16 protein-coding genes and 1 pseudogene are annotated in these 14775 nt (G+C 59.7%); 5 read left to right on the plus strand and 12 right to left on the minus strand.

Annotated elements, in window-relative coordinates; genetic code table 11:
- Positions 1 to 45: 45 nt before the first annotated feature.
- The 4 genes from PY308_RS08500 to PY308_RS08515 are packed head-to-tail and all read right to left on the minus strand — an operon-like array spanning position 46 to position 4815.
- The gene (locus tag PY308_RS08500) at positions 46 to 2385 is read right to left on the minus strand and encodes an LPS-assembly protein LptD (RefSeq protein WP_275790164.1); all 2340 of its coding nucleotides are present in this window, start codon (positions 2383 to 2385) and stop codon (positions 46 to 48) included.
- Complete coding sequence (lptG, locus tag PY308_RS08505) at positions 2385 to 3470, minus strand: LPS export ABC transporter permease LptG (RefSeq protein WP_275790168.1); 1086 nt, start codon at positions 3468 to 3470, stop codon at positions 2385 to 2387. Before lptG ends, PY308_RS08500 begins: the two co-directional genes overlap by 1 nt.
- On the minus strand, positions 3467 to 4642 hold the full coding sequence (lptF, locus tag PY308_RS08510) for an LPS export ABC transporter permease LptF (protein WP_275790171.1): 1176 nt from the start codon (positions 4640 to 4642) through the stop codon (positions 3467 to 3469). Before lptF ends, lptG begins: the two co-directional genes overlap by 4 nt.
- Positions 4639 to 4815 (minus strand): hypothetical protein, encoded by a 177-nt coding sequence (locus PY308_RS08515; protein ID WP_275790172.1) that lies wholly within the window; start codon positions 4813 to 4815, stop codon positions 4639 to 4641. Before PY308_RS08515 ends, lptF begins: the two co-directional genes overlap by 4 nt.
- 164 nt (positions 4816 to 4979) lie before the next feature.
- Here PY308_RS08515 and PY308_RS08520 point away from each other — a divergent pair, with 164 nt between their 5' ends.
- Both PY308_RS08520 and PY308_RS08525 read left to right on the plus strand, forming a co-directional pair.
- Entirely contained in the window at positions 4980 to 6476 is a 1497-nt protein-coding gene (locus PY308_RS08520; RefSeq protein ID WP_275790174.1) for a leucyl aminopeptidase, read from the plus strand.
- A gap of 8 nt (positions 6477 to 6484) precedes the next feature.
- Positions 6485 to 6934, plus strand: a complete 450-nt coding sequence (locus tag PY308_RS08525; protein ID WP_275790176.1) for a DNA polymerase III subunit chi — start codon at positions 6485 to 6487, stop codon at positions 6932 to 6934.
- Between the two features lie 90 nt (positions 6935 to 7024).
- On the opposite strand, the gene PY308_RS08530 is transcribed toward PY308_RS08525, so the two are convergent.
- The 4 genes from PY308_RS08530 to PY308_RS08545 form a co-directional block, all read right to left on the minus strand.
- Positions 7025 to 7429: a DUF2442 domain-containing protein gene (locus PY308_RS08530; RefSeq protein WP_275790179.1), complete on the minus strand. Its 405-nt coding sequence runs from the start codon at positions 7427 to 7429 to the stop codon at positions 7025 to 7027.
- Positions 7422 to 7649 (minus strand): DUF4160 domain-containing protein, encoded by a 228-nt coding sequence (locus PY308_RS08535; RefSeq protein ID WP_275790182.1) that lies wholly within the window; start codon positions 7647 to 7649, stop codon positions 7422 to 7424. The genes PY308_RS08530 and PY308_RS08535 overlap by 8 nt, the downstream gene beginning before the upstream one ends.
- A gap of 99 nt (positions 7650 to 7748) precedes the next feature.
- Positions 7749 to 8675 carry a Gfo/Idh/MocA family protein gene (locus PY308_RS08540; RefSeq protein WP_275790185.1) on the minus strand — a complete coding sequence of 309 codons (927 nt, stop codon included), beginning with the start codon at positions 8673 to 8675 and terminating at the stop codon, positions 7749 to 7751.
- Positions 8676 to 8937: 262 nt separating this feature from the next.
- Entirely contained in the window at positions 8938 to 9183 is a 246-nt protein-coding gene (locus PY308_RS08545) for a type II toxin-antitoxin system VapB family antitoxin (protein ID WP_275790188.1), read from the minus strand.
- Between the two features lie 78 nt (positions 9184 to 9261).
- On the opposite strand from PY308_RS08545, the gene PY308_RS08550 reads away from it, so the two are divergent.
- The gene (locus PY308_RS08550; RefSeq protein ID WP_275790191.1) at positions 9262 to 10104 is read left to right on the plus strand and encodes a GNAT family N-acetyltransferase; all 843 of its coding nucleotides are present in this window, start codon (positions 9262 to 9264) and stop codon (positions 10102 to 10104) included.
- Positions 10105 to 10131: 27 nt separating this feature from the next.
- Here the strand turns inward: PY308_RS08550 and abc-f are convergent, their stop codons facing one another.
- A complete protein-coding gene (abc-f, locus tag PY308_RS08555) occupies positions 10132 to 12021 on the minus strand; it encodes a ribosomal protection-like ABC-F family protein (protein ID WP_275790194.1) in 1890 nt (629 codons plus the stop codon).
- Positions 12022 to 12087: 66 nt separating this feature from the next.
- Positions 12088 to 12603: a DinB family protein gene (locus tag PY308_RS08560; protein WP_275790197.1), complete on the minus strand. Its 516-nt coding sequence runs from the start codon at positions 12601 to 12603 to the stop codon at positions 12088 to 12090.
- A gap of 136 nt (positions 12604 to 12739) precedes the next feature.
- Here PY308_RS08560 and PY308_RS08565 point away from each other — a divergent pair, with 136 nt between their 5' ends.
- Together PY308_RS08565 and ndk are read left to right on the plus strand one after the other, a co-directional pair.
- The gene (locus tag PY308_RS08565) at positions 12740 to 13432 is read left to right on the plus strand and encodes a glutathione S-transferase family protein (protein WP_275790199.1); all 693 of its coding nucleotides are present in this window, start codon (positions 12740 to 12742) and stop codon (positions 13430 to 13432) included.
- 96 nt (positions 13433 to 13528) lie between these two features.
- Positions 13529 to 13951 carry a nucleoside-diphosphate kinase gene (gene ndk, locus PY308_RS08570; RefSeq protein WP_264219311.1) on the plus strand — a complete coding sequence of 141 codons (423 nt, stop codon included), beginning with the start codon at positions 13529 to 13531 and terminating at the stop codon, positions 13949 to 13951.
- Between the two features lie 96 nt (positions 13952 to 14047).
- Here ndk and PY308_RS08575 read toward each other — a convergent pair whose 3' ends face one another.
- The gene (locus PY308_RS08575) at positions 14048 to 14545 is read right to left on the minus strand and encodes a hypothetical protein (protein WP_434064248.1); all 498 of its coding nucleotides are present in this window, start codon (positions 14543 to 14545) and stop codon (positions 14048 to 14050) included.
- Positions 14546 to 14565: 20 nt separating this feature from the next.
- Positions 14566 to 14772, minus strand: a pseudogene (locus PY308_RS08580) (CGNR zinc finger domain-containing protein); the annotation flags it as partial.
- Positions 14773 to 14775 lie beyond the last annotated feature (3 nt).

The following is a 14775-nucleotide window of genomic DNA, read 5'->3' on the forward strand; positions in this document are numbered from 1 at the left end:
GACTGCGGCAGTTGTACCATCCCGGCCGGCAGCGTGCCGGTCTCTTCAATTCAAGCCATCAAAGTCGGTATCGCCGACATCGATATCGCCAAGCGTCCGGAAGCTGATCCGCGCCCCGATCGACCAGTCGTTGGCGATCGATTGGTCGGTGTCGCGCTCCTGCTTGTACACAAGCGAGAAAATCGTGTCCCGGTCGTCATAGGTGACGCCAATACCGTTGCGTGTGATGACATCGCTATTGAGGTCATAGGTGACCGAGCCGAAAACCGACCAATAATCATGAAATTTATAGGCTGCGGCGGTCTGGACCTCGTCCTGATCGCTGCGCGATCCGTAGAGCGGCTGCGATTGGATACTCGTATAGGTCAGGGCCGTCTGCCACAGGATCCCTTGATAGCCGATCGTCGTGTCAGACCGGCGCATGTTGAAATCCTGTTCGTCGAAACGGCCGCTGAGGCTCGCGGTAAACCCTGACGGGGCGTCGATGCCCACCATCCCGACATAATCGGATCGGTCGGTTTCGAGTCCGGAATTCGCACCGGCCTTGACGAGATCGTCGGTCGCGAAGGAATTCAGGCCACCCAGGTGAAAGGATTGTCCGGCAATAGCCCGCAAGGCATAGCCGTTGCCGAGCGCGCCGGTATACCGGACGCCGAGATTGGCCCGGGAGCCACCCTCGATCCGGTCGTAGCCCGAAAACTTGTCGCGGTCGAACAGGGTCGTCGCATCGAAAACGAAGCTTTGCGCATCCTCGTTCGGCAGGCCGCCGGCATAGCGTTCGTCTGGCCGGGCGAAAATCTGGGCGATCGGTTCGATGATGTGACTGCTGTTGGCTGTCGTCAGAAGAAAAGGATAGCGCGCATCGATGCCGGCGGTCAGCATGCCCCGCGTCGCCCCATCACCGTCATAATAATTGCCGGTATAATTGCTCGGATCGCTCATCGAGGTTCCGATCGCGTCGCCCCGTGCAGCAAAGATCGGCGTCAGGGACAGACCGCCCGGAACGATAAAGTTGCGCTTCCATTCTACGTCAGCCGTCAGCCGGTGGTAAGTGCCGTCCAGGCCGCGATACCGATAGACATCCTCGCCCGGAAGGTTGATCTCAAATTCGTCCTCGCGGTTTCGGTTGATGTTCGTCAGGTTGACATCCGCAGTCAGTTCTCCGCCGAGCACCGGCGATGGCGCGGTGTAGGAATAATCGAGAACCTGAGCCTTTGCCTGCTTGTTTTCGGCAAGACTTTCAGGATCCGCATCCTGAATATCGAAATAGAAAGCGCGCAGGTCGAAATAATTGCGCTTTCCAAGTCCGGTCAGATAGGCTTGGTTCGTATAGGTCGTGCCGTCGAAAGACGACAGTTCGTAAGTCTTGGCGAAATTGCTGTCGCTCTGGATGAGGACATCCCAGCCGAAGGTCCAGCGCGGGTTGATCTCGAATTTCGCGGCAGAGGCAATCATGCCTCGATTGGTTTCCTCTGCGTCGACAGTATTGCCGGTGAAGCTTTCGCGATCCAGCTGGCTTATACCGGCCATTCGCAGCACATGTTCGCCGTTTTCGAACCGCTGACGGAACTCGCCTTCCAGAAGAAACCCCTGCCGCGTCAGGCCGGTCACCGTCATCGTCGCATCCATATACGGCGAGATAGCCCAATAATAAGGGATGCTGACGCCGGCGCCGAGCTTCTGGGTATATTTGAATTTCGGAAACAGGAAGCCGCTCTTGCGTTTGACCGTGTGGTCCGGCACTTCAAGGACGGGAAGATAAAGGATCGGCTTGCCGAACAACTCGAACTTCGCATTCTCCATGCGCACCGTATGCGTTCTGCCGTTCTGTACGATCCGCTGCGCTTTCAGATGCCAGAGCGAACGGTGGTTCGGGTTCGTCGCGCAGGGTGTGCAAGCTGTGTAGACCGCATTGTTGAGGATCATTTCCTCGCCATTGCGACGCTCGGCCGTGACGGCGGCGAGCTTCGTCAAGTCCGTCGTTTCGAGGCGCATCGTCTCGATGAAGCCGTCCGCGAAATTATCCGTGACGTCCATCTTGTCCGCATAGACGCGGTTGCCGCCCGGTTCGATGAGTTCGATCTCGCCAGTCGCAACGATACGGCCGGTCTTCTGGCTATATTCGACCTGCTGGGCAACCATCTGGTAGCCGCCGTAATTGATCTGAACGGCGCCGCGCACGATGACGCGCTCCGCGTCCTTGTTATAGACGAGTTCATTGGCCGACAGAAGCATCTTGGCGTCTTCGGGCATGTTCGGCTGGAGGGAACCCAGATTGTTTTCCTGCGCCCACGCCGGAGCAGCCGGGTTCAACGCCTGAAACGCAACGCCTGAAAGCAGAATGGCCGTGAGCAGCCTGATATGTTTGCGGTTTGCTACCGCCACTAGCCATCCTCCTCATGCAATAGAATCGTCGAGCCCAGCGCCATCGCTACAACAACTGGCAGCCAGGCTGCAACGAACGGAGGCACAATGCCGCTGCTCCCGAATGCTTTGACAAGCACGGTGACGACATAAAGCACGAAGCCCGAAAGGATTCCACCGAGAATCACCGGGCGCGATTGGTTAAACCGGCTAAATTTCAAGGAGACGCTGGCGGCGATAAGTGTCATCGCCACCAGAAGGAGGGGAAGAGCCAGCATGGTGTGAAACTGGGTTTCCATGGCATAGGTTGAAAACCCAAAGGATTTCGCCACTTCGATTTTGTGCGGCAGGTCAAAAAACTGAATGGAATCAGCCTTCGACAGTGTTTCGGCGACGAATTCCGGCTTCAGATGTGTGGGCAACTGTGCCGTTGCGAGACGGCGCGGCAACTGACCATTGCGCGTTTCGGTTACGCCGTTAAGCAGCCAGTAACCATCTTCGAGTTTTGCCGTGGCTGCATCCTGTCGCGAAACGATCGCCCCCTGCGGATCGAAATGGATCACCGTGACGTTCACGAGTGTTCTGCCTTCATCCTGGACCGAGCGGGCGCCGATAATGGCATCGTCTTTTTCGTAGATCTGTCGCAGCCAGGGAATCGAGATTGCCGACGATGATGAGGACGAGCTTCCCCATTCTGCCTCCAGCGCCTCGGCCTGTTTCGTGCCCCAGGAGGCGACCGGGTTGAGAACAATGACGGTGAGAACGCCGAACAGGAACGCGCCGATAACGAAAGGCTGCAGGAACTGCCAGGCGGAGATCCCGGCGGCGCGGGTCACGACCAGTTCATAGCGGCGGTTCAGCGAGATCAGAGACGCCATGCCGGCAAACAGGGCGACGAAGGGCACGGTCTGTTGCAGGATCATCGGAATGCGAAACGTTGTCATCAGCAGCGCGCCGAGCAGAGAGTAGCGCGGCAACTGGGACATCCGGTTGGACATCTCACTGAAATCGATGATGAAAATCAGTGCAAAAATGCCGGACAGAAACCAGAACGTGGTGATGGCGTAGCGCCTGAAAAAATAGCGGCCGAGCGTCGAAACAATCATGGCGCGCGCTTTCCGTCGGCGGAACGGGCAAACCGGCCGAGACCCAGCCGTGCAAGGGCCTCGTTGACTTTCTGGTCCAGCGTCTGAGGAATTTCCAGGCGTCTGTTGCTTGCCAGCTGCCGGATGGCCAGAGCGCCGGTCGCCAGCGGGATCAGATACATGATCGGAATAAAGGCGCGCGAGTCCTCGGCGCTGTTGCCAGCATAGAATGTCGCCCAGCGAATGACCAGGCATATCAGCATGGCTGTGATCATCGGGTGCATGCGTGCCTCGCGGTGTGTACGGGCATCGCTACTGACGACCAGGGTCACCAGGGCAAACAGCAGCGGAAAGGTCCACTCCGTCAGCCGCCTGTGCAGTTCCGCGGTGAATGCCATCGGGTTCTTCTTGTACACCGCGTCCTGCCGGTCCGGATCAAGCAGGAACGGGAGATCGCGGTCCTTGGCGCGAATCGTGGCTTCTCCCGCCATCTTGGTCAGGTCCGTCAGATCGAAGGCGTAGGAATCGAACTTGATGATCGAGACGTTGCCGTCCGGCAGTTTGCGGTGAACTTCGCCATCCTTCATCACCAGGGCCGAGCCACTGTCATCGACGGCGCCTTCGCGGGCGTAATAGACGAGTTCATAGGCCGGATCGCGGGAATCGGCCACGAAAATGCCGTTCAGAACGCCACCGTTTCGCCGCGAAGCCACCTGGACGTACAGACCGTCCGCGACCTTTCGGAAGGTATTTTCCTGGACGACGGACGACAGAAGATCGGCGTGAGCCGTGGCGATCATCTGCCGGACAGCCATGCGCGAATAGGGCTCGACGAAATTATCGACCGTAAAGGAGGCGAAGCTGAGAGCAATTCCGAGATAAAGCACCGGACGGATGATGGTCGTCCGCGAGCTGCCGGCGGCATTGAGGACCGTAAGTTCGGAATCGGCGTTCATCGCCGTCAGCGTCTGCGCCACGCCAATAACCAGAGCAAATGGCAGGATCAGCGGTACGATCGACGGCAGGATGAGGGTCGCGAGCCGCAGGAAGGCTACGGTTGATTGGCCGCTGTCGGTGACCAGATTGACACTGCTCAGCGCCTGCGTCGTCCAGACGATCGCAAGCAGCGGCAGCAGTGTCGCCAGGAACATGCCAGTTGCCCGTCGCAGGATATAACGCTCGATCAATTTCATCTGGCTATCTGGTCCATCCGCTCATCATCGGCCGGGCGCAGCCTGCCTACCGCTTCCGTCGCCGGACGATCTGTCCCCATCGTGCTGATCAGATTGATTTGCAAGTTTTCCACGACAACGAAACTGTAAAAAGACAAAGCTAATGCACGGATAAGAACGATGGTTAACAGCATCTAAACATCGGATGACGTCTTGCCAAGGCTCCGAAAACCGAGAAGGGTGCGCCGTGCCGCATACAGGCTTGCAGTTGATGGCGAATGTTTGTCACTGTCACCGCGATGTAACATAGCGACCCGTGCCGGCTTCCATGCCGGACGACGTCTTTCGGAGTGACTTCATGTCGATGAAATTTGAGATCGGTTTCAGCAAATCAGCCCGCCTGTCCGGCGGACTTGCCATTCTGCTGAAGACCGTTGATGAAAAAGAGGCCGCAGGGGCCGCGGAAGTCGATCCGGATGCCGTGATCGCGAAGGCGGCCCGGATCGCAAAGTTCAAGGGCAAATCCCTGGCGACCCTCGACATTATCGCGCCGCAGGGATCGCCGGTGGACCGCATTCTGGTGCTCGGCCTTGGCGACGGCGCAACGATGACGGCGTATGACTGGCTGAAGGCGGGGGGTGCCGCTGCCGCAAAAATCCGCGGCGCCGAAAAAGTAGCGGTTTTCCTCGATGTGCCGGGTCTCGATGTGTCCGGCAAGGGGGCGGCCGATTTCGCGCTTGGCATGGAAATGAACGCCTATACCTTCGATACCTACAAGACCACCAAGAAGGACGACGACGACCAGAAAGCCCCGGCGAGGCCTGTCAAGGTAACCATCGTCACCGAGGCTGCGACGGAGGCGAAGCGTGCCTCTGCCAATACACAGGCGGTCGCCGAGGGCGTCATCATGGCGCGAACCCTCGTCAACGAACCGGCAAACGTGCTTGGCCCCGTGGAATTCGCGGCAAAGGCCAAGGAGCTCGAAAAGCTCGGTGTCGAGGTGGAAATCCTCACCGAGCGCGAGATGAAGAAGCTCGGCATGGGCGCTCTGCTGGGTGTGGCGCAAGGTTCGGTGCGGCCGCCGCGGCTGGCGATCATGCAATGGAAGGGCGGTAAGCCCAAGGATCGGCCCGTCGCCTTCGTCGGCAAGGGCGTCGTCTTCGACAGTGGCGGTATCTCGATCAAGCCGGGCGCCGGCATGGAGGACATGAAGGGCGATATGGGGGGGGCTGCCGCCGTGACCGGCGTCATGCATGTTCTGGCGACGCGCAAGGCGAAAGCCAACGTCATCGGCATCATCGGTCTTGTGGAAAACATGCCCGATGGCAATGCCCAGCGGCCGGGCGACATCGTTACATCCATGTCGGGCCAGACCATCGAGATCATCAATACCGATGCGGAAGGCCGGCTCGTGCTGTGCGACGCGCTCTGGTACTGCAACGACCGCTTCAAGCCGCAGGCGATGATCAATCTGGCGACACTAACGGGGGCCGTCATGGTGGCGCTCGGCAGCCATCACGCCGGACTTTTCTCGAACGACGACGCTTTGGCCGGTCAATTGACGGTGGCTGGCGCGGTAACCCAGGAGCGCGTCTGGCGCCTGCCGCTCGGCAAGGAATATGACAAGATGATCGACAGCAAGTTCGCCGACATGAAGAACACCGGCGGCCGCTATGCCGGCTCGATCACCGCCGCGCAGTTCCTGAAACGCTTCGTCAAGGACACGCCCTGGGCGCATCTCGACATCGCCGGCACGGCCATGGGCTCGCCAACCGACGAGATCAACCAGTCCTGGGCCTCGGGTTTCGGGGTTCGCCTGCTCGATGAATTTGTCCGCGCCAACTACGAGAACTGATCGCAGACGTGACGGAAATCCTGTTCTATCACCTGACCGAATCGAAGCTCGAAGACGCGCTTCCGCCGCTGCTCGACAAAAGCGTCGAGCGCGGCTGGCGCGTCGTCGTGCAGACGGCGGACGAGGCGCGCCGCGACGCCTTGGACACGCATTTGTGGACCTACCGCGACGACAGCTTTCTGCCGCATGGGACCGATGCCGCGGAATTCGCCGAGGAACAGCCTATCCTGCTAACGGCCGGCGAGGGTGGTGGAAACGGGGCTACCGTCCGCTTCATCATCGACGGCGCGACACCTCCGCCTGTCGGCGGCTATGAGCGGGTCGTGTTCATGTTCGATGGATATGACCAGACGCAGCTGGAGCGCGCGCGGGCGCACTGGAAGACGCTGAAAGGCGAGGGGCATGCACTGACCTACTGGCAGCAGAACCAGGACGGGCGGTGGGTGAAGAAGGGGTAACTTTGTTTAAACCCTATCTTACCGTTACGGTGACAGAAAGGTGTGGAAGCAGCAGGCTACAGGACGCGCGCTCACTTCTTACAAGGCACGTCATACCCATTTCTTGGGCCGTCCACCCTTGGCGCCGTTCGCACGGCTCGCCGCGATCTTGGCCGCAGAGCGAGATTGCCCCCCACGGCGCTGTGATTCCATGAAGACCTTTGTTCCGAATATGCCGTTCATCAAACCAACAATGGTATAGTCGAGATCAAGGCTTTCCCAGTGGAGTCCAGTCTCACCAAGAAGTTCGACTTCAGCAAGCTGTGCTGTAGTTGCACGTTCCAGTCCCTCGACCGCACGGGCAGGGAAGATAAACGACGCACCGTTGGTGAAATCAACGATCATCCGTTCGGAGAGGCTATCAAATCGGACTGCAGCAGGAATCGGGCGCTCGGCGCGTTCGGTTTCCCAACGGGCCTTCGCTTGCGTGAGTTCCGCGTCAGTGACGTCAGCCATGATATTTTCTCCAGGCATCGAGAAACAATTTCCGGTTCGCTTCGATGACATCGACGGCCTTTCGGACATCTCTGTCGGATAGGCCGCCTTGAGTAATGACTTTCAGAGTCACGATGTCGATTCGTGCTTCGCCATCTCCGACGACATGCGCATGCGGCGGTTCATGGTCTGCCGTGTAGACTACGAAGCGGAGGCCATGCTGGCGCAAAATCGTGACCATCGAAATAACCTAAGAGGTTGGGTATTTCAAGGTGCAGTTTCGGCGCCTCCCGAAGTGTTGCCTCCTGTGTGCGTTGCAACGGAGGGATGGCCCCACTCATCAATCGAAAAACGCATCCACAAACTTGCGCCGCCCCAGCATGAACGCATCCGCCACATGCCTGAGTGGAGCCAGATCCACGTCCGATGTCTTCGCCTTGATGATCTCGGCGAAACGGGCGTATAGCGCCGGATATTCCTGTTCCGGTTCGTCGTGCACGAGGCTTCCGTCGATCGACAGCTTGGCGCCACCTTCGGAAAGGACCATGCGGCCGGCTTCGGTTTCGGCGACGATGTCCCAGCTCTGGTGACCCGTCTGGCGCCAGTCGAACTCGGCGGAGACTGGAAGATTCCTCGCATCGGTGAAGGCAATCGAAGCGGCGATCGGGGCGTCGCGGTTTTCCGGGAATTCGAGCGTGGCGGACGTGATGAACAGCGGGTTTGGCAGGATATGCGTGACGATCGAAAGGGCGTTGATGCCCGGATCGAAGACGCCGAGACCACCGGCGGCCCAGATCCAGTCCTGGTTCGGATGCCAGTGGCGCACGTCTTCCTTCCAGATCACCTGGACGCTGTTGATCGTGGTCGAGGCGAGGAAGGCCTTTGCCGCTTCGACGGCTGGCGCATAGCGCGAGTGCCAGCTGGCAAACAGCGACAGACCCTTCGAGGCGGCAAGGGCTTCGAGATCGGCGACTTCGCTCAGCGTAGCGCCCGGCGGTTTTTCGAGAAACACATGCTTGCCGGCTTCCAGCGCGACCCGCGCCGCCTGGTAGCGGTACTGCGGCGGCATGCAAAGGGATACGGCATCGATTGCCGGAACGGCCTCCAGCATTGCTTCGATCGACTTGAAATTGTCGATGCCATCGACCACCCCGTGACGGCTGGCGGCGGCGATCAGCCGGTAGTCGGCATTTTTCGCGATGGCGGGGAGATGCTGGTCGCGCACGATCTTGCCGACGCCGACGATCGAGATATGGATGGGGCTCATGGTGTTTCGCTCGATTTGTATGACTTTATGCGCAGGCTTTGTATCAGAAACAAAAAGGCGGGCAAGCTGTCCGGTGCGGGGTCCTTATCCCAAATCCGTTTTCGAGAAGTCGTCGCCGACATAGAGCATCGACACATGCGCCGACTTGCATGCCGCACAGGAAAAACAAAAGCGGGTGTCGGCGCTTTTAATGCCGTCAGCAACCATTTCGGATTGCGGCTGCCGAGAAGATATTCGATAGTCGCCGAGCTATCGACGGACATCAGTCATTGCCCCAAATTTCGTCCAGATAAGCCTTTTGGTCAAAATCACGGTCCCTGGGTTCGAAGGCGGCGAACTCATCTTGTATTTTCTTGAGCCGCTCCATCAGCGGCGGGCGATTTTCCTCAGTGGAAATAGCGCGCTCCAGCGAAATCCGGATCGCTTCCGTTTTCGTTTTGGTTTTCATCAAGCGCTGCGCCTTAATGGCCAGATCGTTCACGCTTTCGTCGCGGACATAGAGCGGCATTTGAATATTCCGATTTGAACAATTGAATAGTCACCATAGATAGGGCGTGACGATTGTAAAGTTTGCGGAAGTTTTGCCATGCCCCCTATCATTCGGAAAGCCAGCCGCGACGATCTTGACACCATGATCGACTGGGCGGCGAAGGAGGGCTGGAATCCTGGCCTGGACGACGCGCCGGCCTTCTGGGCGGCTGATCCCGACGGCTATTGGGTCAGCGAGGAGGACGGCGTCGCGGTCGCGGCGATCTCGCTCGTCCGCTATGGCGAAGCCTATGGTTTCCTCGGGTTTTATCTCGCCCGGCCCGATCGTCGCGGTCAGGGAATCGGCCATGCGCTCTGGCATGCGGCGGTCGCGGAGGCCGGCAATCGCACGATCGGGATCGACGGTGTGGTGGCGCAACAGGAAAACTACAACAAGTCGGGCTTCGGCTATGCCCATGCCAATTTCCGCTATGGCGGCCCGGTTCAGTGCTCCGTTCCGCCGGGCACCGAGCTTGTGTCCATATCCCCGATTCACGTGCCGATGCTTGCCGATTACGATGCCCGGTTCAATCCGGCGAGGCGCGATGCCTTTCTGCGCGAATGGCTGAAGGAAGGAGACAGCCGCGAGAGCTTCGCTCTGATCCGCAACGGCGAGGTTCAGGGATACGGCACCATCCGCGCCTGCCGCGAAGGGCACAGGATCGGGCCGCTCTTTGCTGACGCCGAAACGGGGGCTGACCTGATCTTCCGCAAGCTTGTATCAAGTGTCGAGGGTGATCAGGTCTTCATCGACATCCCCGAGCCGAATACCGCTGCAAGGGCGCTCTGCGATCGCTACAATCTGAAACCGGTCTTCGAGACGGCCCGCATGTATCGCGGCCCGGCGCCGGATCTGCCGCTTGGACAGATTTACGGCATTACGACGTTTGAGCTGGGATAAAAGATTTTCCGCAATCAGGATGGCGGATCACCCCGCCATCGCCTGCTCATATTCGTCGGACAGTGTCATCCACTGCTCCTCGGCCCTGGCGAGCTTGGCGACCACCTCGGCCCGTTCCTTGACCTTGGCGGCGGCTTTTTCCGGGAACTTGTCGTAGATCTCCTGGTCTTCAAGTTCCTTGTCGAGGCTGTGAATCTGTTTCTGCAGTTTTGATGTCAAGGATTCGGCATCGTTGATCTTTTTCTTGAGCGGCGCGAAGGTGGCGCGCTTGTCGGCGTTCGCCTTGCGCTGCTCGGCCTTGCTCAACTGCTCCTCGCCGCCATTGCCTTTACCCTTGCCGCCCTTGGTCTTGGAACTCTGGACGATGGTCGAGCGGTAGTCCTCGAGGTCGCCGTCATAGTTGGAGACGGTGCCGTCCTTGACAAGCCACAGCCGGTCGGCCGTCGCCTCGATCAGATGGCGATCATGGGAGATCAGGATGACGGCGCCGCTATATTCGTTCAGTGCCTGGATCAGCGCATTGCGGCTGTCGATGTCCAGATGGTTTGTGGGCTCGTCGAGGATCAGAAGGTTCGGAGCGTCGAAGGCGGCAAGCCCCATCAACAGCCGGGCCTTCTCGCCACCGGAGAGATCCTTGGCGGGCGTGCTCATCTTGGCGGTCGCTAGCCCCATCTGGGCGACGCGGGCGCGCACCTTGCCTTCGGTGGCCCCGGGCATGCGCTGGCGCACATGCTCGACGGCATCGTGTTCCGGGATCAGGTCGTCCAGCTGGTGCTGGGCAAAAAAGCCGATTTTCAATCCCGGTGCCGTCTGCACGGAACCACCGGTGGCCGGTAGGCGGCCGGAGATCAGCTTGGCGAAGGTCGACTTGCCGTTGCCGTTCGAGCCGAGCAGCGCAATGCGGTCGTCGGTGTCGATGCGTAGCGACAGGTGCTGCAGGATCGGCTTGCCAGGCGTGTAGCCGACGGCACCGCTTTCCAGCGCGATGATCGGTGAAGCCGCTTCCTTCTCCGGATCCGGAAATTTGAAGCCCTGGACATGATCCTCGATGACGGCCGAGACGGTGCCCATACGCTCCAGCGCTTTCACGCGCGACTGTGCCTGACGGGCCTTGGAGGCCTTCGCCTTGAAACGGTCGATAAACGCCTGCAGATGCTTGCGCGCCGCATCGTTCTTCACCTTGGCCTTGGCCTGCAACTCGTTGGCTTCGGCACGCTGGCGTTCGAACTGGTCATACGAGCCACGGTAAAAGGTCAGCTTCTGCTGATCCAGATGGACGATGGCGTTCACTGCGGTGTTCAGCATGTCCCGGTCATGGCTGATGATGATGACCGTGTGCGGATATTTGGAGATGTAATCCTCCAGCCACAGCGTGCCTTCGAGGTCGAGATAGTTGGTCGGCTCGTCGAGCAGCAGCAGGTCCGGTTCGGAAAACAGGACGGCCGCCAGCGCCACCCGCATCCGCCAGCCGCCGGAGAAGGACGAGGCGGGGCGCAATTGCGCCGCAGCGTCGAAGCCGAGACCGGCCAGGATGCTGGCTGCGCGCGATTCCGCCGAATGCGCCTGAATGTCAGCAAGCCGCATGTGGATCTCGCCGATGCGGTTGGGGTCGGTGGCGGTCTCTGCTTCGGCCAGCAGCGCCTCGCGCTCCTTGTCGGCCTTCAGCACGATCTCGATCAAAGGCTCCTCTGTGCCGGGGGCTTCCTGAGCGACCTGACCGAGGCGGGCATTCTTCGGGATAGAGACCGAACCGGTCTCCGCCTCCATGTCGCCGGTGATGATCTTGAACAGGGTCGATTTGCCGGCGCCGTTCTTGCCGACAAGGCCGGCCTTGATGCCTGCCGGAAGCGCCAGGTTGGCCTGGTCGATGAGGAGACGCCCGGCGATGCGGGCGGAAAGGTTCGTGAGCGTGATCATGGCCGCGTTTTGGCGGAAGTCTCACGATAAGGCAAGAGTTGCCGGGATGCCGCAGCCCGCAATCTTTCAGGCCGCGTAGCCTTGCCCCTCGGGCGTTCGCAGGAAATAGGCCAGATCGAGGCTGAGGCTCGGGTTTCCCAGCGCCGTCAACGTCATATGGCACTGGCCGCGATGGTGGGTCTGGTGGTTGAAGACATGGGAAAGGGCAGGGGCGAGCCTTTGAGTCACGGGAACCGGATTGCTGACCGGCGTATAGGTAAAACGCCTGGCAAGTGCGGTTTCGGAAATGCTGCCGACCCAGGCGATGATCCGGTCGTCCTCCGCTGCCCGTGCCGGGGACAGGCTGGCAAGATCATCATGAAGAATGGCATCCAGCGAGGTCGGAGCGTCGCCTGCCCCGGTGAAACGTTTCATCCAGATGCGGTCGGCTGCCAGAATGTGATTGAGCGTCGCGTGAAGCGAGCCGAAGAATGCGCCTTTGCCTTCGCGATACTGTGCCTCCGTCAGCGTCGCGGCGGCTTCATAGACCAGCCGGTTTGCCCAGCGGTTGTAGTCGGCAAACATGCGGTAATGGCCAAGCATCGGGTTCCTCCATTCGTCACCCAGTCTACCGCAGAACACCATCATGCGGGGTGATATGTTCCATGAAATTTCCTGATTTGATTGTTGTCCCGCCGCAGCTCACTATGGTCTCTATCGGACATGTCCAAGGAACCCCATGACCCGCATTCTCTACGCCCTCTGTGGCTCCGACCGGAGCCGGCCCTTTTCTCCACATGTCTGGAAGACCGTTTTGTCGCTGAAGCACAAGGGGCTCGATTTCGACACGGCCCCGGTGGCCTTCACGGAGATCCCTGTCATCGAGAATGAAGCAACCACGATGGTCCCGCTGCTGAGAGATGGTGCGCATCTCGTCAAGGACAGCTTCGACATCGCGCTTTATCTGGAGCACGCCTATCCCGACAGGCCCTCTTTGTTCGGAGGCAAGGGCGGCGAGGCAATGGCCCGTTTCGTCGAAAGCTGGTCGCAGACCACGCTGCACACGACGCTGATGCGTATCATCATCCTCGATATCCATGACCGGCTGGACCCGGTGGACCAGACCTATTTCCGCACATCCCGCGAGGCACGTCTCGGAACCACTCTGGAAGCGTTCGTTGAGGCAAACGGGCAGGCGGAGCTGGACAGCCTGGCGGAGAAGCTCGGACCGTTGCGCACGACCCTGAAGCGGCAACCCTTCCTCGGCGGCGAAACGCCGCTCTTTGCCGACTATATCGTCTTCGGTGCCCTGCAATGGGCACGCATCACGTCGCCGAAGGCGCTTCTGCAAGACGGCGATCCCGTCAAGGACTGGTTCGAGCGCTGCCTCGACCTGCATGGCGGTGCCGGGCGCTCCGTGACAGCTGCGTGAAACTTGGTCTGTCCCCCTTGTTTTGAACGGGATTGGCGGCTATTGAACCGCCAAATTCGCGGAAAACCCCGTTTTTTGAAGCAAGGAAATAGAGACATGGCGATTGAACGCACCTTTTCGATGATCAAGCCGGACGCCACCAAACGCAATCTGACGGGCGCCATCACCAAGATGCTCGAAGATGCCGGCCTGCGCGTCGTCGCTTCCAAGCGCGTCTGGATGAGCACGCGGCAAGCCGAAGGCTTCTACGCCGTTCACAAGGAGCGCCCGTTCTTCGGCGAACTGGTTGAAGGCATGACCTCCGGCCCGACCATCGTTCAGGTTCTGGAAGGCGAAGGCGCCATCCTGAAGAACCGCGAAATCATGGGCGCGACCAACCCGGCCAATGCTGACGAAGGCACGATCCGCAAGACCCATGCCCTGTCGATCGGCGAGAACTCGGTCCACGGTTCGGATGCTCCGGAAACCGCTGCGCAGGAAATCAAGTACTGGTTCTCGGACACCGAAATCGTCGGCTGATTCAAAATCACGGGTTTCGGCCCGAGCGATTTGAAAACCGTATTGAAGCCGGGGCGGCAGCGCTCCGGCTTTTTCATTTCTGCGGTTGATGGCCGCCTAAAACGGGCACTTCGCCGTCTCGAAATGCTTAGGCGTCTTTCCGTTCTTGAAAATATCGGGGTTCTTGTCATAGGCCGGACCGACGACGAGGGCCTGTGCCGGCAGGACATCCTGATCAAGATCCGAAGTGACCGTCATCTTCAGCGTTTGCAGGACGGTGCCGTCCGGACCCTTCACGTCGATGGTAACGCTGTAGGGCCGTTCTTTCTTGACGCAGGTCACGTCAGGACTTTCGAGTACGACCTTGTCGAGCTTGGCAAACAGCTTCCGATCGAGCCTCAGCGGCGCGCCGCCTGCGGGGTTTTCGAAAATGGCGGTGACCACGGTTCCTTCTGGCACCGGTTCTGTTTTCTTGAGTGTGATCAAATAGGTGGCATAGGCAAGGCGATAATTGAAGATGAACATCTTGCCCGTCAGTTCGAGCGGGTCCGGCCCGGTTTCGCGCTGGCACGCAGCGAGCGCCGTGCCGGCCAGAACAAGGCTCGCTGCAAGCATGAAACGCGGCATATCAAGGCTCATGCCGTGTCCTCCTTCTGACGCCGGTAGTGGCGGCTCGCCTTGGCGCGGTTGCCGCAGACCGTCATGTCGCACCAGGTCCGGCTGCGGTTGCGGCTTCGGTCCAGAAACAGCCATGTGCAATTGGGGCAGATTTTCAGCCGCTCCGGCTCGGCAACGGTGATCAGCGACAGCGCGGACAGGGCTGTCGCGGCGTCGAGGGGGGTAGC

The sequence above is a fragment of the Pararhizobium gei genome (assembly GCF_029223885.1).
GTDB classification, from domain to species: domain Bacteria; phylum Pseudomonadota; class Alphaproteobacteria; order Rhizobiales; family Rhizobiaceae; genus Pararhizobium; species Pararhizobium gei.

Excerpts from the sequence above, each read along its gene's own strand:
- lptG (WP_275790168.1), bottom strand. The coding sequence starts at position 3,470 with ATGATTGTTTCGACGCTCGGCCGCTATTTTTTCAGGCGCTACGCCATC.
- PY308_RS08565 (WP_275790199.1), top strand. The coding sequence starts at position 12,740 with ATGACCCGCATTCTCTACGCCCTCTGTGGCTCCGACCGGAGCCGGCCC.
- PY308_RS08575 (WP_434064248.1), bottom strand. The coding sequence starts at position 14,545 with ATGCTTGCAGCGAGCCTTGTTCTGGCCGGCACGGCGCTCGCTGCGTGC.
- PY308_RS08545 (WP_275790188.1), bottom strand. The coding sequence starts at position 9,183 with ATGCCGCTCTATGTCCGCGACGAAAGCGTGAACGATCTGGCCATTAAG.
- ndk (WP_264219311.1), top strand. The coding sequence starts at position 13,529 with ATGGCGATTGAACGCACCTTTTCGATGATCAAGCCGGACGCCACCAAA.
- PY308_RS08535 (WP_275790182.1), bottom strand. The coding sequence starts at position 7,649 with ATGGTCACGATTTTGCGCCAGCATGGCCTCCGCTTCGTAGTCTACACG.
- lptF (WP_275790171.1), bottom strand. The coding sequence starts at position 4,642 with ATGAAATTGATCGAGCGTTATATCCTGCGACGGGCAACTGGCATGTTC.
- PY308_RS08530 (WP_275790179.1), bottom strand. The coding sequence starts at position 7,429 with ATGGCTGACGTCACTGACGCGGAACTCACGCAAGCGAAGGCCCGTTGG.
- PY308_RS08520 (WP_275790174.1), top strand. The coding sequence starts at position 4,980 with ATGTCGATGAAATTTGAGATCGGTTTCAGCAAATCAGCCCGCCTGTCC.
- abc-f (WP_275790194.1), bottom strand. The coding sequence starts at position 12,021 with ATGATCACGCTCACGAACCTTTCCGCCCGCATCGCCGGGCGTCTCCTC.
- PY308_RS08515 (WP_275790172.1), bottom strand. The coding sequence starts at position 4,815 with ATGCTGTTAACCATCGTTCTTATCCGTGCATTAGCTTTGTCTTTTTAC.
- PY308_RS08560 (WP_275790197.1), bottom strand. The coding sequence starts at position 12,603 with ATGCTTGGCCATTACCGCATGTTTGCCGACTACAACCGCTGGGCAAAC.
- PY308_RS08540 (WP_275790185.1), bottom strand. The coding sequence starts at position 8,675 with ATGAGCCCCATCCATATCTCGATCGTCGGCGTCGGCAAGATCGTGCGC.
- PY308_RS08550 (WP_275790191.1), top strand. The coding sequence starts at position 9,262 with ATGCCCCCTATCATTCGGAAAGCCAGCCGCGACGATCTTGACACCATG.